This is a genomic window from Nocardioides pakistanensis (genome assembly GCF_054781215.1).
In genome coordinates, this window is record NZ_BAAGUV010000060.1 from 1 (window position 1) to 22,562 (window position 22,562).

The following is a 22,562-nucleotide window of genomic DNA, read 5'->3' on the forward strand; positions in this document are numbered from 1 at the left end:
ACAGGATCTGAGACCTATCGAACTCGCTGCCACCCAGCGGTCTTCAGACCCCAGTCATGACCGTGATCAGCACCCAACCCGGCACGTCACCCCGTTCGTCGCGGTGCGCCGCCGCTATCCATCGGCGCAAGATCCGTTCCACCATGACTACTCCTCTCACCGCGGCCGGTCTCAGGGCGAGACCAGCCGAAGACCGACCATCCCCGGCCAGAACGCGAACAGGACGGTCACCGGCAGGACCAGGAAGACCACCGGGACCATCATCAGGACCTCCTTGCGAGCCCCCGCCTCGATCAGCGCCCGCCGACCGGCCTCGCGTACGTCGGTCGCCTGGGCGTGCATCACCTCAGACAACGGCGTCCCCCGCTCCAGGGCTACGGCCACCGCCTCGGCGAACCGGGCGACCACGGGCAGACCTGTGCGCGATGCCAACGAGTCGAGGGCCCGGGCGACCGGAGTACCGGTGCGGATCTCCGCCAGCACCTGGGACAGCTCCACCGACAGCTCGCCGTGGCTCCGGGCCACGACCCGCTCGAGCGCGGGCACCGGCCCCTCGCCCGCAGCGACCGCAAGCGCCAGCAGTTCCGCCACCGTCGGGAACTCCGCGAGCATCCGCCGCTCGCGCTCCCGCACCTGTGCGGTCAGCCGGTTCTCTCGCAGCAGCGCGCCCAGCACGAACGCGATCGCGCAGAGGACGAGAAGAGGAAGGGTGCGCACGGGGTTGCGCACCGCGACCAGCAGCGTGAGCACACCGACGCCACAGAAGGCCACGACTCCCCACACGACCTGTTCCACCCGGAAGTCGTGCACGGTCATCGGGAGGTTCGCGCGCTGCAGCCGACGCCGCACGGAGGACGACCCACCCAGAGCCCGGTCCAGGGTCTGCGCAGCCGATCGCAGCACCGGGCCGAACACCGCCACCAGGGCTGAGTCGGAGGATGCTGTTCCTCCCGCGAGTCCCTCCGCACGGACACCCGGCAGGTCGCGGACATAGGGCAGCACGCGCTGCTCGATACCCAGGCGCCGGCCCGTCGTCACCGCCCGGAGCACGAGCAGCAGCCCCGCTCCGGTCCCGGCGCCGAGCAGTGCTCCCCACACCGTCGGGCTCACGACAGGATCCGCCTCTCCTCGGGCAGCCTGCCGAGCCGGACCATCAGCCGGTACGCGACCAGGCAGGACGCCCCGCCGAGGGCCAGGACGAGAACCCCGCCCGGCGAGGCGTAGCGGGTGATCACCTCGCGTTGGAAGGAGAGCATCAGCAGCACCAGCCATGGCGCGGACACGGCGAGGCGGGCCCCGTTGACGGTCCAGGCCTGCCGCGACTCCAGCTCGGCGCGGGTCCGGGCGTCCTCCCGGAGGAAGGCCGAGAGACTCCGCAGGAGCCGTCCGAGCTCGCCGCCACCGACCTCGCGCGCGACGCGGAGGCCCTCGACCACGCGGTCCCCGACCGGGTCGGCGAGACGGTCCTTGAGCCGGTCGAGGGAGTCGCCGAACCTGCCCGTGAGCTGGTAGTCGGTGCCGAACGCCGCGAAAGCGGGTCGCAACGGCTCGGGGCCGCGCACACCGAGCTGGGTGAGCGCCTCGGGCAGGGACAACCCCGCCCGCACCGCCGAGGCGAGGTTGTCCACGGCGTCGGGCCACACCTCGGCCAGCTCGCGCTGTCGCCGCCGCGCCCTGCCCTTGATGACCGCCAGAGGGAGATAGCCGGCCAGCATCGCGAAGGCGACGCTCACCGGCCAGGTGCCGGAGATGACCTGGAGCAGCAGTCCCGCCGTCGCGCCCGCCCCGGCACAGAGCGCCACGACGGCCGTCGAAGAGGTCGCGGACAGCCCGGCTCGGGTGAGCAGGCCGTCCAGACGTGAGGGCCCGCGGGGCCGGCGCGGCGTCGACGGCGACACGAAGGACCAGTACACGAGCAGCAGGCCGATCCCGGTCCCGAGCCCGAGTGCCACGCCCATCTCAGTCGGCACCGTTCAGCAGGCCGTTGACGTCGATGCCCAACCGCTCGAACCGCTCCTGCCTCGGCGGCATGCCGGTGGTCCGCACGAGCTCCTCGGCCTCCCGGACGAACACGCTCTCGGTCTCGATGGTGTCGTTCTCCGCCCGTCCTGGCACCGCAACGATCTCGTTGACGCGACGGACGCCGTGCCGGTCGATCCCGAGGTGGACGACCAGGTCCACCGACGACGCGACGGTGGGTACGACGAACCGGGAGCCGATGTTCTCCCCCGCGAGGAGCGGCAACGTGCACATCTTCACCAGTGCCTCGCGGGCGCTGTTGGCGTGGAGCGACGCCATCCCGGGCAGGCCGGCGTTGAGAGCCAGCAGCAGGTCGAGGCACTCCTCCGCCCGCACCTCACCCACGATGATCCGGGAGGGGCGCATCCGCAGGCTCTCCTTCACCAGGTCGCGCAGCCGCACCTCGCCGGTGCCCTCGAGCCCGTGCTGCCGGGTCTGCAGCGCCACCCAGTCGGGGTGATGGAAGCGCAGCTCGAAGACCTCCTCGGCGGAGATCACGCGGTCCTCCCCCGGGATGCTCGCCGCGAGACAGTTGAGGAAGGTGGTCTTCCCAGCCTGGGTCCCGCCGGCCACCACGATGTTGAGCCCGGCCCGGACCGCGGCGTCGAGGAACCTCGCGGCCCGGTCGGTGAGGCTCCCCAGCGCGACCAGGTCCTGGAGCCTGGAGGCGCGTACGACGAACTTGCGGATGTTGACCGCCGAGAACCCACGCGAGATGCCGTCGAGCACGACATGGAGCCGGTGGCCCCCGGGAAGCATGGCGTCGACGAACGGCTGGGACAGGTCCACCCGTCGCCCGCTGGACTTGAGCATCCGCTCGATGAGCTCGTCGACCTGGGCCCGGGTCAGGATCGTGCTGGTCAGCTCGTGGCGCCCCGCCCGGGCGACGAAGACCCGGCTCGGGTCGTTCACCCAGATCTCCTCGACCTCCGGGTCGTCGAGGTACTTCTGCAGCGGGCCGAACCCGGCCAGCCGCGCGACCAGCTCCTCGACCACACCCTCGGGATCGGCAACCGGACCGACCGCGCCGGTGAGGCTGCGCTCGTTGTGTCCGGCGACCAGGCGCACTGCCATCGCCCGGACCAGCGCCACCTCACGCTGCGGGTCGATGCCCTCGCGGCGCACCACGTCGCGAAGCTGTCCGTCGAGGTCCTCGACGACCTCGTCGGCGGAGTCGGCAATCGTCACGCTCATGGTCCCCGTCCACCACGTTGCCCGAAATCAGACGAACCGGAGTCTGGCGCAACCCGTCGTTCTCGGCCAGACCCGATCCGGACATCTGTGGAAACTCGGGACCCGAGGGACGGGAGTGACGGTGGGGACGCTCCCGACCCTGGTCTCGGTCGAGGCGAGCCACCCCTCGCGCGCCCTCTTCTGCCACCGACGGACGTCACAGCCTGGTGCAGGCATGAGTCCCGGCCCCGCCGGGTAGAAGGCATCTGGTCGACCGGGCCGAGGCAGGTCCCGCCGTCTCTCGGGAACGGCGGGGCTGCCGCTCGGGTACGGGCCCGCGGACGGTCAGGCCTGGTGCAGCAGCTCGCCGAAGATGTCGCCCATCTCCTGTGCCCGGTCGAGCACCTCGCCCATCTGAAGGTGCCGCAGACTGCCGCCCTTCGCAGCCCCCTCCTCGATCTCCGCCCAGGTCCGCGGTGCCGCCGCGAACGGAGCCTCGGTCCCCCGCAGGGAGTACGGGCTGATCGTGGTCTTGGACTTCGTGTTCTGGCTCCAGTCGAGGAAGACCTTGCCGCCGCGCATCGCCTTGGTCATCTGCCACAGCACCAGGTCCGGGTGCGAGCGGGTCAGCTCCTGGGCGACCTTCTTGGCGAGCTCGCGGACCTCGTCGGCGTTGAGCCGGCCGGGCAGCGCGGCGTACAGGTGCAGGCCCTTGCTGCCGCTGGTGACCGGCGCGGTGCGCAGGTCCATGTCCGCCAGCCGGTCACGCACCAGCAGCGCGACCTGGGCACACTCGTGCAGCCCGGCCGGGGCGCCGGGATCGAGGTCGATCACCAGCCGGTCGGGGTTCTTGGCCTGGTTGTTGCGGCCGAACTTCCACTGGTGCACGTGCAGCTCGAGCGAGGCGAGGTTGGCCAGGTAGGTCAGCCCGGCGAGATCCTCGACGATCGGGTACTCGATCGTGTCGCCTCCCCCGCGCGAGCCGGTGGAGCTCACCGTCACCGAGCGCAGCCACTCCGGAGCCCCGGGCGGGAGGTTCTTCTCGAAGAACTTCTCCGAAGCCGTGCCGTTGGGCCAGCGGATCCGGGTCAGCGCACGGTCGGCGAGGTGCGGGAGGAGCACCGGCGCTATCTGGGCGTAGTAGTGCAGCACCTCGCCCTTCGTGGTGCCCGTGGCCGGGTAGAGCACCTTGTCGAGGTTGCTGAGCTTGAGCCGACGGCCGTCGACCTCGACGAGCACCTGCTCCTCGGTGGGGGCCACGCTCACTCCTTCAGGTCTGCCGGCGCCAGGTCGAACCGGACGCCCTGGTAGCTCGGCTGCCGGAGCCGGCCGCCGTTCGTCACGCCGAGCGCCGCGATCTCCACGACCACCTCGGGACGCACCCAGACCGTACCCGTGGCATCGATCTTGGGAACCTCGTCGCAGAACGGCGACGCGTCCGCGTGCAGCGGTTCGAGCAGCTCCAGCAGCTGCTGCGCGTGCTTGCCGGTGATGCCGCTGCCCACCCGGCCGCGGTAGCTCAGCCCCTGCGGCCCGGGCGCCCCGACCAGCAGCGCGCCGAGCCGGGAGTCGCTGCCGGTCTCGCGCCGCCAGCCGCCCACGAGGTACGACAGCGTCGGCCGGTGTGGGAACTTCAGCCAGTCCTTGGAGCGGCGGCCGAAGTGGTACGTCGACGCACGCCGCTTGCTCACGATCCCCTCGAGCCCCTGCTGCTCGGTGGCGGTGAGCAGCATCGCCCCGTCGTCGTACACCGGCGGCACCTGCCAGTGCGCGCTGCCGATGCCGAGGTCCTCGAGCGCCGCACGCCGGGTGGTCAGCGGCTCACCCGTGAGGTCACGGCCGTCGAGCCGCAGCAGGTCGAACACGATCAGCGTCACGGGGTTGGTGCGCGCCAGCGCACGGGCACGCGTCGCGCTGGAGACGTGCATGCGGTCGGCGAGGGCGGAGAACCGCGGCACGCCGTCGGCCATCGCCACGACCTCCCCGTCGAGCATCACGTCACGGCCGGCGAGGACACCGACGTCCTGGAGCTCGGGGAAGCTGACCGTCACGTCGTTCTCGTTGCGCGACCACAGCGTGAGCCGGCCGTCGCGCACCTGCGCGAGCACGCGCATGCCGTCCCACTTGACCTCGTGCACCCACCCGGACCCGGTGGGCACGGAGGTGCCTCGACTCGCCAGCATCGGTCGCATGGCGCGATTCTCCCCGATCGTCGACCGCCGTCGATGTGGCCGCCGTCTCCGGTGGTGTGCGTGACCCGCGGCTCGCAGGCGCGTTGGACAGCGCGACGAGAAGGGGCGGTCGCCTGTCGTCGGTGTGGTACGGCGCCGCCGCCCGGCGTACACGGAAGGAACCACGGTGCACCCACGACCTGGCCGCACACTCCCAAGACGGCTGCTCGCCGCCCTCGCCACAGCCGGCCTCACCATCGCCGTCACCGCCGCTCCCCCGCAGGCGGCCTCGAGCGCCGAGCAGGACGCATGCGCCGCCTGGATGGACCCGGCGAAGTCGCCGTCGGCGCGGGCCGACGCGCTGGTCGGCGCGATGACGCTGGACCAGAAGCTGCACATGGTGACGTTCGGCAACCCGCCGTGGATGGCCTACTGGGGCACCGCCGGGCACGTCACCGGGCTCCCGGAGCTGTGCGTCCCCGACCTGGTCCTCAGCGACGCCGGCTCCGGGGTGGCCGGGCTCCAGATCGCGACGACGGTCTTCCCGTCCGGGGTCGCCCAGGCCGCGACCTGGGACCCCGCGCTGCAGCGCCGGCTGGGTCGCGCGATCGGCGCGGAGGCGCACCGCAAGGGCATCAACGTGATGCTCGCCCCCGGCATGAACATCGCCCGCACCCCGTTCCTGGGCCGCAACTTCGAGTACTTCGGCGAGGACCCGCACCTGGCCTCGCGCACTGCCGTCGCGGTCATCAAGGGGATCCAGGACAACCCGGTCATCGCCGACGCCAAGCACTACGCGGTCAACAACCAGGAGACCGACCGGATGACCGTCGACGCGCGCGTCGACGAGCGCACGATGCGTGAGCTGTACCTCCCCGCGTTCGAGGCCTCGGTCAAGGAGGCGAAGGTCGGCTCGGTCATGTGTGCCTACAACCGGGTGAACGGTCCCTACGCCTGCGAGAACAAGCCGCTGCTCGACGGGTTCCTCCGCAAGGACTGGGGCTTCGACGGGTTCGTGGTCTCCGACTGGGGCGCGGTGCACTCCACCGTGCCGTCGGTGCGGGCGGGGCTGGACCTGGAGATGAACGCCGTCGACCTCCCCGCGCAGCTCACCCCGCTCTACGGCGCAGGCAGCCGCCACTACTCCGCCGACAAGCTGAAGGCCGCCCTCGCGAAGCGGCAGATCACCCGGCGGCAGATCGACGACATGGTGCGCAACATCGTGCGCCCGATGTTCCGCCTCGGGCTGTTCGAGGACCCGGTGCAGCCGGGCCTGGACCCGTTCCTGCGCGACGTGTCGACCCCCGAGCACCGAGCGGTGGCCCGGCGCGTTGCTGCGGACGCCACGGTGATGCTCAAGAACCGCCGCTCGCTCCTCCCGCTCGACCGGGGCAGCGGCCGCACCATCGCCGTGATCGGCTGGGCGGCCAACCCCGTGGGGGCGGCGAACTCCACCTCCGGCGGAGGCTCCTCCCACGGGTCGGGCCTGCCTCCCCGCGTCGTCTCGCCGCTGCAGGGCATCCAGCGTCTCGCCCAGGCTCACGGCGACCGCGTGGTGTACGTCGAGGGCTCCGCTGTGGAGGACGCCCGAGCCGCCGCTGCAGCCGCCGACATCGCCGTGGTCGTCGCCACCGACGGGTCCACCGAGGGCGCCGACCGGCCCGACCTCGGCCTGCGCCCGAGCGTGTGCGCCACCGTGTTCTGCACCGCGATCCCGCTCGAGCAGGAGCGGATGGTCGAGGCGGTCACCGCCGCGAACCGGCGCTCGGTGGTCGTCCTCGACGTCGGCGGCCCGGTGCGGATGCCGTGGCTGAAGGAGGCCGGCGCGGTCCTGGTGCCGTGGTACGGCGGGATCGAGCACGGCAGCGCGCTCGCGTCGGTCCTGTACGGCGAGCTCGAGCCGGGCGGGCGGCTCCCGCAGACCTTCCCGCGCGACGAGAGGCAGGTGTCCTTCCGGTCCGAGCAGTACCCGGGCAAGGGCGGCAAGGCGGTCTACTCCGAGGGGCTGCTCGTCGGTTACCGGTGGTACGACGCCAAGCGGGTCCGGCCGCTGTTCCCCTTCGGCCACGGCATCGGCTACACCAGCTTCGGCTACCGCGACCTGGCGGTACGTCGTACCCGGAGCGGGGCCCGCGTCAGCTTCACCGTCCGCAACACCGGCGACCGCACCGGTGCCGCGGTGCCCCAGGTCTACGTCGCCGCGCCCAGCTCGACCGGCGGACCGCCCAAGCAGCTCAGGGGGTTCCGCAAGGTGACCCTGGACCCGGGTGAGTCGCGGCGGGTCAGCGTCGTGCTCGACCGGCGGGCGTTCGCCTACTGGCACACGAAGCGCGATCAGTGGGTCGTGGCGCCCGGCACCTACCGCGTCCTGGTCGGTCCGTCCTCCCGCAGGCTCCCGCTGCGCGCCGAGCTCCGCATTCCCGGCCGCGGCGTGGGTACCGGCGTTTTCGACTAGTCACCGGTGGGCCGCAGGGTCCATGCTGACTTACGAGTATCGCCGTGTCACAGCGCCGGAGGGAAGGAGCCGCTTGTGCGTGCCATCTGGAAGGGTGCCGTGTCGTTCGGCCTGGTCAGCGTCCCGGTGAAGCTGTACGCCGCGACCGAGAACCACGACATCTCGTTCCGTCAGGTGCATGCCAAGGACGGCGGCCGCATCAAGTACAAGCGGGTGTGCAGCATCGACGGCGAGGAGGTGGAGTACTCCGAGATCGCGAAGGGGTACGAGACCGAGGACGGCCAGATGGTGATCCTCGACGACGACGACCTCGCCGAGCTGCCCTCGACGAGCAGCCGCGAGATCTCCGTCGAGAAGTTCGTGCCCAGCGACCAGATCGATCCGATCCTGTTCGAGAAGTCCTACTACCTCGAGCCGGACAAGGCGGCCGCAAAGCCGTACGCCTTGCTGCGCGAGGCGATCCGTGAGGCCGACCGGATGGCCGTCGTGACGGTGGCCCTGCGCAACCGGACGTCCACCGCGGTGCTCCGCGTCCGCGACGACGTGCTGGTGCTGCAGACGATGCTGTGGCCCGACGAGATCCGCAAGCCGGACTTCGCCGGGCTGTCCGCGACCGAGGACGCCGCGAAGCCCCAGGAGCTGAAGATGGCGCAGATGCTCGTGGAGACCCTGGCCGGCGACTACGACGCCAGCGAGTACGAGGACGACTACGCCTCCGCGGTCGAGGCGCTCGTGCAGGCCAAGCTCGAGGGCGGCGAGGTCAAGCAGCTGGCCAAGGAGGAGCCGAAGAAGGGCGAGGTCGTCGATCTCCTCGCTGCGCTGCAGCGCAGCGTCGAGGCGGCCAAGGGATCCCGTGGTGAGGCCGCCTCGGGCGACGAGGCCGAGGAGGCGTCGGAGCAGGCTGAGGAGGAGGCGGCCGAGGAGAAGCCCGCCGCGCGGAAGAAGCCCCCTGCCAAGAAGGCTGCCGCGAAGAAGAGCGCCTCGAAGCCGGCCACCAAGAAGAAGACGGCCGCCAAGAAGACCACGACCAAGAAGGCGCCGGCGAAGAAGACCGCCAAGAAGGCCAGCTGACCCGGGCCGAGAACCTGGGTCGCGCGGCTCAGGACGTGGCGGCCTCGTCCTCCCGGAGGTGGCGGGCCGCCGCCGGCGAGTCCGGGAACCGCTTCGCCGCCGCATGGCTGACCGCGTCCGAGAGCCGGGGGAAGACGAGGTTGAGCACCTCCGCGACCGAGCCGGCGACGGTGTCGACGGTCAACGGCCGGTCCTCCAGCGCGCGGACCACCTTCGCGGCGGCCTGCTCCGGCGACATCGCCGGGGACCGGCGGTAGACGTCGGTCGGCCCGATCATGTCGGTGCGCACCAGCGAGAGGCGGATGTTGGTGAACGTCACCCCGTCGCCGTAGAACTCCCGGCCGGCGATCCTGCTGAAGGTGTCCAGCGCGGCCTTCGAGGCGATGTAGGGAGCGAACTTGGGCGCCTTGACCTGCACCCCCCAGGTCAGGATGTTCACGACGTGCCCGTCACCGCGCTCCACCATCTGCGGCAGCAGCGCGAGAATCAGCCGCACCGGCGCGACGTAGTTGATCGCGATCGTGCGCTCCACGTCGTGCAGCCGGTCGTAGGACATCGCGAGCGAGCGCCGGATCGAGCGGCCGGCGTTGTTGACCAGCATGTCCACGCCGCCGTGCTCGGCCCGCACCTTGGCCACCATCGCCGAGACGGCCTCGTCGTCGGTGAGGTCGCACGGGTAGGCCCACGCCGTACCCCCTGCCGTCGTGATCTCCTCGGCGACGCGGGCGAGCTCGTCGGCCCGGCGCGCGACCAGGACCATTGAGGCACCGCGGGCCGCGACCGCCCGAGCGGTGGCCTCGCCGATGCCCGACGATGCGCCGGTGACCATCACGGTCCGCCCGGCGAGCGGGCTGGGCAGGTCCACGCCCGGGACCAGCCCGGCGGCCCGCCGCGCCAGCGCGATCGGCGTCGACAGCAGCAGGTGCTTCATCACAGCTCCGGGTGGCGTTCGGCCCAGGGCCGCGCCTGCTCGAGCTGCGCCGCCACGGTGAGGATCGTCGGCTCGTCGTCCGGGCGTCCCACCAGCTGCACCGCGAGCGGCAACCCGTCTCTCCCGAACCCGGCCGGGACCGAGGCCGCGGGGTTCCCGGTGACGTTCCACAGTGCGGTGTAGGCGATCATCGGCATCGACTTGAGCGCCGCACGGAGCGTGCCCACACCTTCGAGCACCCCGACGCGCGGTGGCCGTGGCGCGATCGTCGGCGTGAGCAGCAGGTCGTGGCCGTCGAAGACCTGGTTCGCCTTCGCCGCCACCCGCTCCCCCGCCCGGATCGCGCGCTCGACGACGTTGGGCACCGCCCACGCGCCGAGACGCAGGGTCTCCCGGGTGCGCCGCTCGAGCAGCGCGGGATCCTCGACCTCGGCGGCTTGGACCTTGAGCCCGCCGAAGAACTGCGGGACGAACGCCGCGGTCGGGTCCGGATAGCCCGGGTCGACCTCACGGACCTGGTGGCCCAGCGACGCGAGCAGCTCGGCGGTCTCCTGGACCGCCCGGACGTTCTCCGGAGCCGGACGCACGCCCAGCGTCACCGGCTTGGTCGACCAGGCGATGCGCAGCGGCCGGAACGGCGCGCGGACCGCGTCGGTGAACGACGAGGAAGGTTCGCCGGCTCGCCAGCGGTCACGGGGCGTCGTCCCACGGATCACGTCGTAGACGATCGCGCTGTCGCGCACCGAACGGGTCAGCGGCCCGGTCGTGCTCAACGCCCACCACCCGTGCTCGTGGGGTGCCATCGTGACCCGGCCCCGCTGCGGCTTGAGCCCGAAGAGGCCGCAGACCGCCGCGGGGATCCGGATGGAGCCGCCGCCGTCGCCGCCCATCGCGAACGGCACCAGCCCGGCCGCGACGGCTGCCGCCGTACCTCCGCTGGAACCGCCGGTCGACCGGCTCAGGTCCCACGGGTTGCGGGTCAGGCCGTAGGCGGTGGACTCGGTGAACGGCCACTGGCCGAACTCCGGCATCGTGGTCTTGCCGACGACCACGGCGCCGGCAAGGCGCAGCCGGCGCACCACCTCTCCGTCGGCGGCGGCCGGGGTGCGGTTGGCGCGGCCGCCGAACGTGGTCACCTGCCCGGCGACGTCGAGCTCCTCCTTGATGGCGACCGGCACCCCGTGCAGCGGCCCCGTCGGCTCTCCGGACTGCCGGGCGCGGTCACGGGCGTCCGCCTCGGCGAGCGCCTCGACGCGCATGATGTTCGAGAAGGCGTTGAGCCGGTCGTTGGTGGCGTCGATCCGGGCCAGGCTGGCCTCGGTGAGCTCGCGCGCGGAGATCTCCCCCGATGCGGTCGCCGCAGCGAGCGCCTCCACGCCGGCGAAGAGCAGGTCGTCGGTCATGGAGCACACCGTAGCGGCGTCTCACTGTGCACGTGCCGTGGACGCATCACCCGCGTCGTGCCGCGTGTGAAGCGTCCGTAACCCCGCGTTACTTGGGAGGGGGCTCAGGGTCGGACGCCGCAGCGCCGGAGCGCGAGCACGACGAGCGCCCGGGTCACCTGGGCCAGCTCCTCGAGGTTCACGTGCTCCTGGGGCCCGTGGGCGACCCGGATGTCCCCGGGGCCGTAGTGCAGCGTCGGGATCCCGCCGATGCCGGCGTAGAGGCGCAGGTCGGAGCCGTACACCTCGCCGCCGAGCACAGGGGCGGGACCGCCGGTGTCGGTCACCGACGCGATCACCTCCTCGACCAACGGGTGGTCGGAGTCGATCCGGCCACTGGCGAACTGGCCGCCGGGCCAGCTCACGATCGGCCGGTTCTCGCGCAGCCAGGGGTCCTTGGCGCTTACCTCGGCGACCACGTCCTCCAGGGCGGTCCGGGCGTGCCGGGGATCCTCGTCGAGCCGCACCCCGAGCCGGCCCTCCGCGGTGAGCTTGTCGGGCACGTTGCTCGCCCAGTCCCCGGCGCTGACCACGCCGACCGAGAGCGCGTAGGGAAGGTCGCTGCCGAAGATCGGGTCGGGGTCGAGGTTGCGCTCCCGCTCGAGCTGGCGCAGCGCCTCGTAGATCGGCAGGAACGCCTCGAACGCGCTCACGCCCTCACGGCGCATGCTGCCGTGGGCAGAGCGGCCGCCGACCTCGATCCGGAACGTCAGCGCGCCCGCGGTGGCCGTCACGATCCGGGCGCTCGTCGGCTCGGTGATCACCGCCGCCTCGCCCCGATGTCCCCGACGCAGGGTCGCGAAGGCGCCCAGCCCGCCGTCCTCCTCACCGACCACGCAGTGCACCGCCAGCGGCTTCTCCAGCTGCACGCCGGCCGCGCGCAGGGTGCGCATCACCGCCAGGTTGGCGGCCGCACCGGCCTTCATGTCGCAGGCGCCCCGGCCGTGCAGCGCCCCGTCCCGGATCTCCGCGGAGAACGGGTCCGCGCCGCCCCAGGTCTCCGGGTCACCGGGGGGCACGACGTCGAGGTGGCCCTGGAGGACCAGCCCGGGGACGTCGCCGCCGGGCGTCATCCCGACCACCCCGACGGCCCGGTCCCGGTGTGCCTCGGAGCCGGGGAACCACGGGTCGTCCTGGAGCTCGGCCAGGTCGATCTCCCAGCGGTCCACGACCGCCGCCTGGCTCCGTAGGATCTCCGCGCACACGTCCTGCACCTCGACCTCGGCCTCGCTGCCGGCCACGCTCGGCAGGCGGACCAGCGTGGCCAGGTCCTCGACGAGCGCGTCCTCGTCGAGGTGGTCGAGGACAAAGGACTCCAGGTCGGTGCGGCCGTGAGGGGTCATGACGCGAGTGTCTAGGGTTGGGGCGGAGGAGGCAAACATGGGTGAAGCAGGCACGGTCGGACCGGTGCTCGGTGTCGACATCGGCGGCACCGGGGTCAAGGGTGCGCCGGTGGACCTGACCACCGGTGAGCTGGTCGGCGAGCGGCTGAAGATCAAGACCCCCCAGCCGGCCACCCCCGAGGCGGTCGCGGACGTCGTGGAGGAGATCGCGGCGAGCTTCACCGCGACCCTGAGCGACAGCCCCATCGGGATCACCATCCCCGCCGTGTGCCAGCACGGCGTGGCGCGGTCCGCGGCGAACATCGACCCCTCGTGGGTGGACACCGACGTCGACGCGCTCTTCACCGAGCGGCTCGGCCGCCCGGTCCACGTGGTCAACGACGCCGACGCCGCAGGAGTGGCCGAGGCGATGTACGGCGCCGCCCGTGACGTGCCGGGACTGGTCATCCTGACCACGCTCGGCACCGGGATCGGGTCAGCGTTCCTCCACGACGGCAGACTGATCCCCAACAGCGAGCTCGGGCACCTCGAGATCGACGGCTACGACGCCGAGCACCGTGCCGCGCAGTCGGCCAAGAAGCGCGAGGGACTCTCCTGGGCGCAGTGGGCCGAGCGGCTGCAGCGCTACTACAGCCACGTGGAGAACCTCTTCTGGCCGGACCTGTTCGTGGTCGGCGGTGGGATCAGCAAGAGCGCCGAGGAGTTCCTGCCGCTGCTCGACCTGCGGACCCCGATCGTGCCGGCACATCTGCGTAACCAGGCCGGGATCGTGGGCGCGGCCTGGCTGGCCCGGGAGTACGGCAGCTGACGATGGTGGTACGACGGACCGAGGTCCGTCGTACCACTCACGGGACGGCGAGCAGGGTGCGCACCACCCGGAGCCCGACCGAGAGCCGCGCGAGGTCGGCACGGTCGTCGGCGCAGATCTCCTCCAGGGTCGATACCGCCCGGGAGACCGCCGTCTGCTCGCGAGCCTCCCACTCGCTCACCCGCTCCGAGACGGAGTCCTCGGGCGAGGTGGCGGCGAGCACCTGACCGGTGAGCTGGACGTGCACGGAGTGCAGCTCGTCACGCAGGGCGGCCCGCGCCATCGTCTGCCAACGGTCCTTGCGCGGCAGGGCGAGCACCCTGCGCGCCAGGGCCGGCAGGGACAGCCGCTCCCCCAGCTCGAAGTGGAGCCGGCAGACCTCGAGCGGGTCGAGCTCCTCGCGGTGCGCGGTGTCGACGATGCCGAGGACGGCGTAGGCCGGCGGCATCACGGCGACCCGGCGGGCGAGGTCCTCGGGAACACCGGCCTCGACAAGCTCGTCGTGCCGGTGGTCGTAGGCCTCCCGCTCCGCGCCCGTGAGCATGTCCGGCAGCTCGCCGGTCAACCGCTGCACGACCACCTCGAAGAAGTCCACGACCGCCTCGGAGTCGATCGGCGCGCGTCGGTTGGTCACCAGCCAGCGCGAGGCCCGCTCGACCAGCGTGCGCACCTCCAACCGCATCCGGGTCTGCACCGCGGCGTCGATCACGTTGTCGTAGGAGGCGATCTCCTGCAGCAAGGCCTTGGACCCGTAGATCTCACGGGCGATGAAGTTCGCGCGGACCACCTCGGCCGGGGTCGCCCCGGTCTCCCCCGACAGCCGGTGGAAGTACGTCGTGCCGGCGCCGTTGACCAGGTCGTTGACGATCTGGGTGACGATGATCTCCCGGCGCAGCGGGTGCTCCTCCATCTGCTGGCGGTAGTCCTGCCGCATCTGGCTCGGGAAGTAGGAGAACAGGTCGCTGCGCAGGAACGGGTCGTCGGGCAGGTCGGAGCCGATCAGCTCGTCGGCCAGCACGATCTTGGTGTAGGACAGCAGCACCGCCAGCTCCGGCGCGGACAGGCCCTGGCCGTGCTCGATGCGTTCGGCGACCTGCTTGCGCGAGGGCAGGAACTCCAGCTCCCGGTTGAGCAGCCCCTGCCGCTCCAGCCGCCGCATCCAGTCCTCGTGCACGTGCAGCAGCCCGGCAGAGTTCGCCTCGGCGTTGGCCAGCGCCAGGTTCTGGTCGTAGTTGTCGGCCAGGACCAGCTCGGCGACCTCGTCGGTCATCGACGCGAGGAGGTCGTTGCGCTGCTTGTCGGTCAGGTCCCCGGTGGCGACCACCCGGTCGAGCAGGATCTTGATGTTCACCTCGTGGTCGGAGGTGTCCACGCCCGCGGAGTTGTCGATGAAGTCGGTGTTGATCCGGCCGCCGTTGCGGGCGTACTCCACGCGCCCGGCCTGCGTGAACCCCAGGTTGCCGCCCTCACCGACGCAGCGGCAGCGCAGCTCACCGCCGTTGACGCGGATCGCGTCGTTGGACTTGTCGCCGACCTCGGCGTTGCTCTCGGTCTCGGCCTTGACGTAGGTGCCGATGCCGCCGTTCCACAGCAGGTCGACGTCGGCGACCAGGATCGCGCGCATCAGCTCGCTCGGCGTCAGCGACGTGACCGCGTCGTCGATCCCGAGCGCCCGTCGTACCTGCTTGGAGACGGGGATCGACTTGGCCGCGCGGGAGTAGACGCCACCGCCCTCGCTGATCAGCGACGTGTCGTAGTCCTGCCAGGTGGACCGCGGCTTGTCGAAGAGCCGGCGCCGCTCGGCGAAGGAGGTCGTCGGGTCGGGGTCGGGGTCGAGGAAGATGTCGCGGTGGTCGAAGGCCGCCACCAGCTTGGTGTGCTCCGAGAGCAGCATCCCGTTGCCGAACACGTCTCCGGACATGTCGCCGATCCCGACGGCGGTGAAGTCCTCGCGCTGGCAGTCGATCCCCATCTCCCGGAAGTGCCGCTGGACCGAGACCCAGGCACCGCGTGCGGTGATCCCCATCGCCTTGTGGTCGTAGCCGACCGAGCCGCCCGAGGCGAACGCGTCACCGAGCCAGAACCCGTAGTCGGCCGAGATCTGGTTGGCGATGTCGGAGAAGGAGGCGGTGCCCTTGTCGGCGGCGACCACCAGGTAGGAGTCGTCGGAGTCGTGGCGTACGACGCGCTGCGGCGGGACCGTCTCGCCGGCGACGAGGTTGTCGGTGATGTCGAGCAGCCCGCAGATGAAGGTCTTGTAGCAGGCGACACCCTCGGCCATCCACGCCTCGCGGTCGGCGGGGTCGGGCAACCGCTTGGCGTAGAACCCGCCCTTGGCGCCCACAGGCACGATCACGGCGTTCTTCACCATCTGCGCCTTGACCAGGCCGAGCACCTCGGTGCGGAAGTCGTCACGCCGGTCCGACCAGCGCAGCCCGCCCCGTGCGACCGCGCCGAAGCGCAGGTGCACGCCCTCGACCCGCGGGGAGTACACGAAGATCTCGAAGCGCGGCCGGGGCTCGGGCAGGTCCGGGATCGCGCTCGGCTCGAGCTTCAGCGACAGGTAGCTCTTGGGGCGACCCTGCTCGTCAGGCTGGAAGAAGTTGGTGCGCAGGGTCGCCTTGATCACCGCGAGGTAGGACCGCAGGATCCGGTCGTGGTCGAGGCTCACCACGTCCTCGAGCGCCGCGGCGATCCGGGACTCGAGCTCCGCCAGGGCCGCGGTCCGGCTCTCGCTGTCGGCGGCGAGGTCGCCGTTGCGGCCGGGGTCGAACCTCGTCTCGAACAGCCGCACCAGCAGTCGGGTGATGTCGACGTTGCCGCGGAGCGCGCCCTCGATCGAGTCCTGCGCGAACGGGGTGCCGCCCTGGCGCATGTACTTCGCGTACGCGCGCAGGACGACGACCTGGCGCCAGGTCAACCCGGCGGCGAGCACGAGCGCGTTGAATCCGTCGCTCTCGTTGAGCCCCGCCCACACGGCCGAGACCGTGTCCTGGAAGAGCTCGCGGGCTCCGGCAGGCATCTCGTCGGTGTAGCGCAGGCCGAAGTCGTAGATGTAGCAGCTGCGGGTCAGGCCGTCGATCTCGTAGGGGCGCTCGTCGATCACCTCGACGCCCATCGCCGAGAGCACCGGCAACACCTGGCTCAGCGACAGCGACGGGCCCACCCGGTAGACCTTGAGCCGCGCCTCGACCGGATCACCGCCCACCGGCTGGTACAGCGCCAGGGAGAGGCCCTCCTCGCCCTCGATCGCCTCGAGCCGGCCCAGGTCGACCGCGCCCGCGCGTGGGGCGTAGTCCTCCTTGTAGGCCTCGGGGAAGGCATCGGCGTAGACCCGTGCGAGCCGGGAGCCCTCCTCCTCGCCGTACTCGGTGTGCAGGGCTGCGACGAAGTCGTCGCGCCACGAGCGCGCGGCCTCGGCGAGACGGCGTTCGAGGTCCGCCTCGTCGTACTCCCCGAGGAGCTCGCCCTTCGGCGGCCGCACGACGAAGTGCAGGCGGGCCAGCATCGACTCGCTGACGCGCACGGTGTACTCGACGGACTCGCCACCGAGCTGGTCCTTGAGGATGGACGCGATGCGCTCACGGACGGCGGTGTTGTAGCGGTCGCGGGGCAGGTAGATCAGGCAGGAGAGGAACCGGCCGTAGACGTCCCGGCGCACGAACAGCCGGACCTGGCGCCGGTCGCGGGTGCGCAGCACCGCCTCGGCGATCGGCACGAGCTCGTCGACCGGGGTCTGGAACAGCTCGTCGCGCGGGTAGGTCTCCAGCACGTCCATCAGGGCCTTGCCGGAGTGGCTCAGCGGGTCGAAGCCGGCCCTGTCGATGACCTCCTGCGCCTTCTTGCGCAGCACCGGGATCCGGGTCAGCGACTCGGTGTAGGCCGTCGAGGAGTACAGGCCGAGGAAGCGGCGCTCCCCCACCACCTCGCCGTGCTCGTCGAAGACCTTCACGCCGATGTAGTCCAGGTACGCCGACCGGTGCACCGTCGCCTTCGAGTTGGCCTTCGCCAGCACCAGCAGGGTCTTCTCGCGGGCCTTGGCCTTCACCAACGGCGGCAGCACGCCCACCGACGGGGACATGTCCGGGTCCGAGCGCAGGATGCCGTAGCCGGTGCCCGGCACCGCCCGCAGGACGTCGTCCTCGCCGCGCTCCTCCAGGTGGTACTCGCGGTAGCCGAGGAACGTGAAGTGGTCGTCGGCCAGCCACTCCATGAGGGCCTTGCCCTCCGCGATCTCCTGCTCGGGCAGCGGCGGCGGGTTCTCGTCGAGGTCCTTGACGATCGCCCGTGCCTGGGCATGCATGCGCTCCCAGTCCTCGACCGCCTCACGGACGTCGCGCAGCACCTTGTCCAGGGCGTGCTCGATGCTCTCGAGGTCCTCGGCATCGGTCTCCCGGTCGATCTCGATGTGCATCCACGACTCGCGGAAGACGTCGTGCGGCATGTCCCTGCCGGGACCGTCCTGGCCCTCGGAGGTGTAGACCTCCTGCAGCTCCCCGGTGAGGTCACGGCGCACGAGGAGCTGGGGGTGCACGACGACGTGCACCGACCGCTGCTGCTCGTTGAGCTCCATGGTCACCGAGTCGACCAGGAAGGGCATGTCGTCGGTGACGACCTCGACGACGGTGTGCCCGTCGGCGCCCCAGCCCTCGTCGGAGACCGACGGGGTGAACACCCGGACCTTGGCAGTGCCCTGGGGCCGGTGGGTGGCGAGCTTGTACTGGCTCATCGCCGCGCCGAACAGGTCCTCCTCGGACCGGTCGACGATGTCCTCGGGGGCGACGTGGCGGTAGTAGGACCTCAGGAACGCCTCGATGCTGGTGCCCGGCGGACCACCGGCTGCGCTGCGGTTCGAGCCGAGCTTCGCAGCCCTCGCGATGAGCTCATCCTTGCTGTCGTCCAGCGTCGTACGCACGAGGCATCAACCTTTGTCGCTCCCAGACGGCACGCCGTTGTGCCGCCGACGTCTCCGACCCTAGAGCGTGCCCTCAGGCGTAACAACAACGGGCGGCAGCCGCGTGTCCCCGCGCTGCTCGAGGCCCGTGCTCACAGCTGGGAACGCAGCTCCCACAGCAGCGGGTAGTACCGCAGGTCCAGCCGCGAGCGCAGGTAGGCGGCCCCCGACGAGCCGCCGGTGCCGGTCTTCGTGCCGATCATCCGTTCCACCATCACGACATGCCTGGCCCGCCAGGCCGCGGCGAGCTCGTCGTGCTGCACCAGGGCTTCGGCGAGTGCCCAGACATCGGAGTACGACGCACGGTCGTGTGCTGCCCGTCGTACCGACGCGGCGACCTCGTCGTCGCTCGCCGCGGGTAGGCCGCGCTCACGGAGCACGTGCAGGAACGCGTCCCACAGGGTCGGCTCCTCGAGCCGTCGCCGAAGCCGCGCGCGCTCGTCGTCGGTGAGCCCCTTGAACCGCTCGACGAAGGAGGGGTCCTTCGCCCCGGAGAGGAACTCCAGCTCGCGGTACTGCACCGACTGGAACCCGCTGGCGGGGGCGAGCGCCTGCCGGAACTGCAGGAAGTCCTGCGGTGTCATCGTCTCCAGCACGTCGACCTGGGACACCAGCACCCGCTCGATGACGTGCATCCGCTGCAGCAGGTGCTGGGCCCACCACAGCCGGTTCGGACCGGTGCCGTGACCGGCGCCGTGGCCGGTGTCGTGGCCACCGCCACCACCGCCACCGCCACCGCCGAGCATGGCGTCGCGGGCCGCGCCGGCCTCGTGCAGCAGCTGCTTGAACCACAGCTCGTAGACCTCGTGGATGGTGATGAACAGCAGCTCGTCGTGGGCCGGCGGGTCGGACTCGAACCGCTGCGCGCCCAGCAGCTGCTCGAGGGCGAGGTAGCTGCCGTAGGTGAGCCGGCCGCCGTGCTCGCCGAAGGCGATGTCGGTGCCGCCCCACTCGCCTGCGGGAGCCGGGGGCCGGGCGGTGTCTGGCTGGTTCGAGGTCACACGGCGGAGCGTAGCCACGGCCGGGTCGATACGTCATGATGACCGCCATGAAGTTCCGCCACGAGATCACCTACGACGCCCCCGCGGCCGACGTGTACGCCATGTTGATGAACCCGGAGTTCCGCCGGCGCAGCTGCGACGCCCAGGGCGTGCTGTCGGCCGAGATCTCGATCGAGCCCGAGGGCAGCGGCACCAAGGTGGTCATCGACCAGGTCCAGCCCACCGCCGGTGTGCCGTCGTTCGCGAAGAAGATCGTCGGCGAGCGCACCCGTGCGCTCCAGGTCGAGGAGTGGACCGACCCGACCTCGGCGACGATGACCGTCGAGACCCCGGGCAAGCCCACGCACCTCTCCGGCCGGTTGACGCTGACCGAGCGGGGTACGACCACCGTCGAGGCGTTCGAGGGCGAGGCGAAGGCGAAGGTGCCGCTGATCGGCGGCAAGCTCGAGTCGCTGCTCCGGGACCTCTTCCAGCAGGGCATGGACAAGGAGCACGTCGCGGGCGTGGCATGGCTGAAGGGTGAGCGTTGATGAGGTTCGAGCACACACTGCGCTACGACGCCTCCCCTGCCGAGGTGTTCGCGATGCTCGGCGAGGCGGTCTTCCGCGAGCGGGTGTGCGAGGCCCAGCACGCCACCGAGGCGACGGCCACCGTCGACGGAGTCGACGACACGATGTCCGTCGCGGTGGACCAGAAGCGGCCCTCGGAGGGCATCCCCTCGTTCGCCAAGAAGTTCGTCGGCGACACGATCCACATCGTCCAGCGCGAGGAGTGGTCCAGCGCGACGGACGCGACGCTCGACGTCACGATCCCCGGCAGGCCCGGTCACCTCAAGGGCACCATCACGCTCCGGCCCGACGGCGACGGCACCGTCGAGACCGTCTCCGGCGACCTGAGGGTGGCGATCCCGCTCGTGGGCGGCAAGATCGAGGTGCTCGTGGGCGAGCTGCTCGAGCACGCACTGCAGACCGAGCACCGGGTGGGCACGGCCTGGCTGGCCGAGCGCTAGACGCTCACTCGCCCTGCTCGTCCTCGCCGGCGTCGTTGCGCCGCATCATCACCACGACGACCGCGAGCACCACGAACGGGCCGAACGCCAGCAGGGCCACCAGCGCGGTCTCGTACGGGTGCAGGCCGCCGAAGTGCATCGGCAGGAGAAGCTCGGGGCTCATCTGCCCATTGTCACCCCCGGTGCCCGGCGGGGATCTCGGGGGTCCGGAGCGTGACCTTTTGCCCGGCCGCCAGTTGAGGCAGTCACCGCGGGAGACAGGCTCCCGCACGGTTCACCTAGGAGTACGCGTGAAGCGCATCATCGCTGTCATCGCCCTCGTCGGCGCCGGCCTGCTCGGCTCGGCCGTCGTCGCCGCACCCGCCTCGGCTGCCAGCCTGTGCATCAACCTCGACATCAACGTCAACGGTCAGGGCCAGGCCCAGGAGATCTGCCTGCCTCCGGCCTGATCCACCGGCTGCCGTAGCGCGCGAGGCCCCGTCCAGGTGTGGACGGGGCCTCGTCGTGCGTCATGGGCTCAGCCCATGTGCGGGTAGCGGTAGTCCTTCGGCGGGTCGAAGGTCTCCTTGATCGAGCGCGGCGAGGTCCAGCGCTGCAGGTTCGACGGGGCGCCGGCCTTGTCGTTGGTGCCGGACGCCCGGGCACCGCCGAACGGCTGCTGACCGACGACGGCGCCGGTCGGCTTGTCGTTGATGTAGAAGTTGCCCGCGGCGAACCGGAGCACCTCGCTCGCCCAGGCGATCGCCCGACGGTCCTGCGCGATCACCGAGCCGGTGAGGGCGTACGGCGCGAACGACTCCATCTGGGCCACGACGTCCTCGAAGTCGGGGTCGTCGTACACGTGGATCGCCAGCAGCGGCCCGAAGTACTCCGTGGAGAACATCTCGTCGGTCGGGTCGCCGCCCTCGACGACCGTGGGTCGCACGAACCAGCCCTTGGAGTCGTCGACCTGCCCGCCGGCGACGATCTCGAGGCCGGGGGTCTGCTTGGCCCGCTCGATCGCCGCCTTGTGCTTGCCGAACGCACGCTCGTCGATCACCGCGCCCATGAAGTTGGACAGGTCGGTGACGTCGCCCATGCTGATCGCCTCGACCTCGGCCAGGAAGTCGTCGCGCATCCGGGCCCACAGCGAACGCGGCACGTAGGCGCGCGAGGCCGCGGAGCACTTCTGGCCCTGGTACTCGAACGCGCCCCGCAGCATCGCGACCCGGAGCACGTCGGGGTCCGCGGAGGCGTGGGCGACGATGAAGTCCTTGCCGCCGGTCTCGCCGACCAGACGCGGGTAGGACCGGTAGGTCGAGATGTTCTGCCCGACGGTCGACCACAGGTACTGGAACGTCGGCGTGGAGCCGGTGAAGTGGATCCCGGCGAGGTCCGGATGAGCCAGCGCGACCTTGGACACCTCGATCCCGTCACCGGGGAGCATGTTGATCACCCCCGGAGGCATCCCGGCCTCCTCGAGCAGCTCCATCACCAGGTGCGCGGCCAGCTGCTGGGTCGGCGAGGGCTTCCACAGCACGGTGTTGCCCATCAGGGCCGGGGCGGTCGGGAGGTTGCCGGCGATCGCGGTGAAGTTGAACGGCGTGATCGCGTAGACGAAGCCCTCCAGCGGCCGGTGGTCGCTGCGGTTCCACACGCCCCGGGAGTTCGCCACCGGCTGCTCGGCGACGATCTGGCGGGCGTAGTGGGCGTTGAACCGCCAGAAGTCGATCAGCTCGCAGGCGGAGTCGATCTCGGCCTGCCACACGGTCTTCGACTGGCCGAGCATCGTCGCGGCGTTGACCCGCTGACGCCAGGGACCGGCGAGGAGGTCGGCCGCCTTGAGCAGGATCGCGGCGCGGTCGTCGAGGGACATCGCACGCCACTCCGGCGCCGCGGCCTGGGCAGCGGCGACGGCGGCCTTCGCGTCGTCCTGGGTGGAGTTGCGCATCACGCCCAGGACGTGCTGGTGGTCGTGCGGCTGGACGACCGGGATCTCCGCCCCGCCCCCCATCCGCTTCTCCCCGCCGATCGTGGCGGTCAGCTCGACCTGCAGGGACTCCTGATGCGCGAGTGCCGCCTCGACGTCGGCACGTTCGGGACTACCGGGCGCGTAGCCCAGGTTGGGTTCGTTGACCGGTGCCGGGGGCTGGGTGATGGCGTCCATACCCCCGATCGTGGCAGAGCCCCCGGGTTACTCCCAAGT

General features: G+C 71.2%; 18 protein-coding genes. 6 read left to right on the forward strand and 12 right to left on the reverse strand.

From position 1 onward, the window contains the following. Positions 1–171: 171 nt before the first annotated feature. From ACYVIH_RS17995 to ligD (ACYVIH_RS18015), 5 genes are all read right to left on the reverse strand, one after another. A complete protein-coding gene (locus ACYVIH_RS17995) occupies positions 172–1,110 on the reverse strand; it encodes a type II secretion system F family protein (protein ID WP_460870892.1) in 939 nt (312 codons plus the stop codon). Continuing rightward, positions 1,107–1,970: a type II secretion system F family protein gene (locus ACYVIH_RS18000; protein WP_460870893.1), complete on the reverse strand. Its 864-nt coding sequence runs from the start codon at positions 1,968–1,970 to the stop codon at positions 1,107–1,109. The genes ACYVIH_RS17995 and ACYVIH_RS18000 overlap by 4 nt, the downstream gene beginning before the upstream one ends. Further along, positions 1,960–3,213 carry a CpaF family protein gene (locus tag ACYVIH_RS18005; protein ID WP_460870894.1) on the reverse strand — a complete coding sequence of 418 codons (1,254 nt, stop codon included), beginning with the start codon at positions 3,211–3,213 and terminating at the stop codon, positions 1,960–1,962. The genes ACYVIH_RS18000 and ACYVIH_RS18005 overlap by 11 nt, the downstream gene beginning before the upstream one ends. Positions 3,214–3,537: 324 nt before the next feature. After that, complete coding sequence (ligD, locus tag ACYVIH_RS18010; protein WP_460870895.1) at positions 3,538–4,452, reverse strand: non-homologous end-joining DNA ligase; 915 nt, start codon at positions 4,450–4,452, stop codon at positions 3,538–3,540. 2 nt (positions 4,453–4,454) lie between these two features. Then, positions 4,455–5,384: a non-homologous end-joining DNA ligase gene (ligD, locus tag ACYVIH_RS18015; protein ID WP_460870897.1), complete on the reverse strand. Its 930-nt coding sequence runs from the start codon at positions 5,382–5,384 to the stop codon at positions 4,455–4,457. A gap of 166 nt (positions 5,385–5,550) precedes the next feature. Here ligD (ACYVIH_RS18015) and ACYVIH_RS18020 point away from each other — a divergent pair, with 166 nt between their 5' ends. Both ACYVIH_RS18020 and ku read left to right on the forward strand, forming a co-directional pair. Then, positions 5,551–7,818: a glycoside hydrolase family 3 C-terminal domain-containing protein gene (locus ACYVIH_RS18020; RefSeq protein ID WP_460870898.1), complete on the forward strand. Its 2,268-nt coding sequence runs from the start codon at positions 5,551–5,553 to the stop codon at positions 7,816–7,818. Positions 7,819–7,893: 75 nt separating this feature from the next. Next, positions 7,894–8,889 (forward strand): non-homologous end joining protein Ku, encoded by a 996-nt coding sequence (ku, locus tag ACYVIH_RS18025; RefSeq protein WP_460870899.1) that lies wholly within the window; start codon positions 7,894–7,896, stop codon positions 8,887–8,889. A 28-nt stretch (positions 8,890–8,917) separates the two neighbouring features. Here ku and ACYVIH_RS18030 read toward each other — a convergent pair whose 3' ends face one another. From ACYVIH_RS18030 to ACYVIH_RS18040, 3 genes are all read right to left on the reverse strand, one after another. Further along, on the reverse strand, positions 8,918–9,820 hold the full coding sequence (locus tag ACYVIH_RS18030; protein ID WP_460870900.1) for an SDR family NAD(P)-dependent oxidoreductase: 903 nt from the start codon (positions 9,818–9,820) through the stop codon (positions 8,918–8,920). Next, positions 9,820–11,223, reverse strand: a complete 1,404-nt coding sequence (locus tag ACYVIH_RS18035) for an amidase (protein ID WP_460870901.1) — start codon at positions 11,221–11,223, stop codon at positions 9,820–9,822. Before ACYVIH_RS18035 ends, ACYVIH_RS18030 begins: the two co-directional genes overlap by 1 nt. Positions 11,224–11,327: 104 nt before the next feature. Further along, the gene (locus ACYVIH_RS18040) at positions 11,328–12,605 is read right to left on the reverse strand and encodes an ArgE/DapE family deacylase (protein ID WP_460870902.1); all 1,278 of its coding nucleotides are present in this window, start codon (positions 12,603–12,605) and stop codon (positions 11,328–11,330) included. 37 nt (positions 12,606–12,642) lie between these two features. On the opposite strand from ACYVIH_RS18040, the gene ppgK reads away from it, so the two are divergent. Continuing rightward, a complete protein-coding gene (gene ppgK, locus ACYVIH_RS18045; protein WP_460870903.1) occupies positions 12,643–13,413 on the forward strand; it encodes a polyphosphate--glucose phosphotransferase in 771 nt (256 codons plus the stop codon). Between the two features lie 37 nt (positions 13,414–13,450). Here ppgK and ACYVIH_RS18050 read toward each other — a convergent pair whose 3' ends face one another. Continuing rightward, the gene (locus tag ACYVIH_RS18050; protein ID WP_460870904.1) at positions 13,451–18,328 is read right to left on the reverse strand and encodes an NAD-glutamate dehydrogenase; all 4,878 of its coding nucleotides are present in this window, start codon (positions 18,326–18,328) and stop codon (positions 13,451–13,453) included. Between the two features lie 131 nt (positions 18,329–18,459). Then, a complete protein-coding gene (locus tag ACYVIH_RS18055; protein WP_460870906.1) occupies positions 18,460–19,368 on the reverse strand; it encodes a tryptophan 2,3-dioxygenase in 909 nt (302 codons plus the stop codon). A 47-nt stretch (positions 19,369–19,415) separates the two neighbouring features. Here ACYVIH_RS18055 and ACYVIH_RS18060 point away from each other — a divergent pair, with 47 nt between their 5' ends. Then, on the forward strand, positions 19,416–19,898 hold the full coding sequence (locus ACYVIH_RS18060) for a DUF2505 domain-containing protein (RefSeq protein WP_460870907.1): 483 nt from the start codon (positions 19,416–19,418) through the stop codon (positions 19,896–19,898). Continuing rightward, the gene (locus ACYVIH_RS18065; RefSeq protein WP_460870908.1) at positions 19,898–20,377 is read left to right on the forward strand and encodes a DUF2505 domain-containing protein; all 480 of its coding nucleotides are present in this window, start codon (positions 19,898–19,900) and stop codon (positions 20,375–20,377) included. Before ACYVIH_RS18060 ends, ACYVIH_RS18065 begins: the two co-directional genes overlap by 1 nt. Before the next feature lie 4 nt (positions 20,378–20,381). Here ACYVIH_RS18065 and ACYVIH_RS18070 read toward each other — a convergent pair whose 3' ends face one another. After that, positions 20,382–20,540 (reverse strand): hypothetical protein, encoded by a 159-nt coding sequence (locus ACYVIH_RS18070; protein WP_460870909.1) that lies wholly within the window; start codon positions 20,538–20,540, stop codon positions 20,382–20,384. A 127-nt stretch (positions 20,541–20,667) separates the two neighbouring features. Between ACYVIH_RS18070 and ACYVIH_RS18075 the strand changes: the two genes are divergently transcribed. Continuing rightward, entirely contained in the window at positions 20,668–20,826 is a 159-nt protein-coding gene (locus ACYVIH_RS18075) for a hypothetical protein (protein WP_460870910.1), read from the forward strand. Between the two features lie 68 nt (positions 20,827–20,894). Here the strand turns inward: ACYVIH_RS18075 and pruA are convergent, their stop codons facing one another. Next, positions 20,895–22,523, reverse strand: coding sequence for an L-glutamate gamma-semialdehyde dehydrogenase (gene pruA / locus ACYVIH_RS18080; RefSeq protein ID WP_460870911.1), 1,629 nt, complete (start codon positions 22,521–22,523; stop codon positions 20,895–20,897). Positions 22,524–22,562: the final 39 nt, after the last annotated feature.

Bases quoted from the DNA above. Each gene is read 5' to 3' on its own strand.
- ACYVIH_RS18005 (WP_460870894.1), bottom strand. From the start codon at position 3,213: ATGAGCGTGACGATTGCCGACTCCGCCGACGAGGTCGTCGAGGACCTC.
- ligD (WP_460870897.1), bottom strand. From the start codon at position 5,384: ATGCGACCGATGCTGGCGAGTCGAGGCACCTCCGTGCCCACCGGGTCC.
- ACYVIH_RS18030 (WP_460870900.1), bottom strand. From the start codon at position 9,820: ATGAAGCACCTGCTGCTGTCGACGCCGATCGCGCTGGCGCGGCGGGCC.
- ACYVIH_RS18035 (WP_460870901.1), bottom strand. From the start codon at position 11,223: ATGACCGACGACCTGCTCTTCGCCGGCGTGGAGGCGCTCGCTGCGGCG.
- ACYVIH_RS18040 (WP_460870902.1), bottom strand. From the start codon at position 12,605: ATGACCCCTCACGGCCGCACCGACCTGGAGTCCTTTGTCCTCGACCAC.
- ppgK (WP_460870903.1), top strand. From the start codon at position 12,643: ATGGGTGAAGCAGGCACGGTCGGACCGGTGCTCGGTGTCGACATCGGC.
- ACYVIH_RS18060 (WP_460870907.1), top strand. From the start codon at position 19,416: ATGAAGTTCCGCCACGAGATCACCTACGACGCCCCCGCGGCCGACGTG.
- ACYVIH_RS18065 (WP_460870908.1), top strand. From the start codon at position 19,898: ATGAGGTTCGAGCACACACTGCGCTACGACGCCTCCCCTGCCGAGGTG.
- ACYVIH_RS18070 (WP_460870909.1), bottom strand. From the start codon at position 20,540: ATGAGCCCCGAGCTTCTCCTGCCGATGCACTTCGGCGGCCTGCACCCG.
- pruA (WP_460870911.1), bottom strand. From the start codon at position 22,523: ATGGACGCCATCACCCAGCCCCCGGCACCGGTCAACGAACCCAACCTG.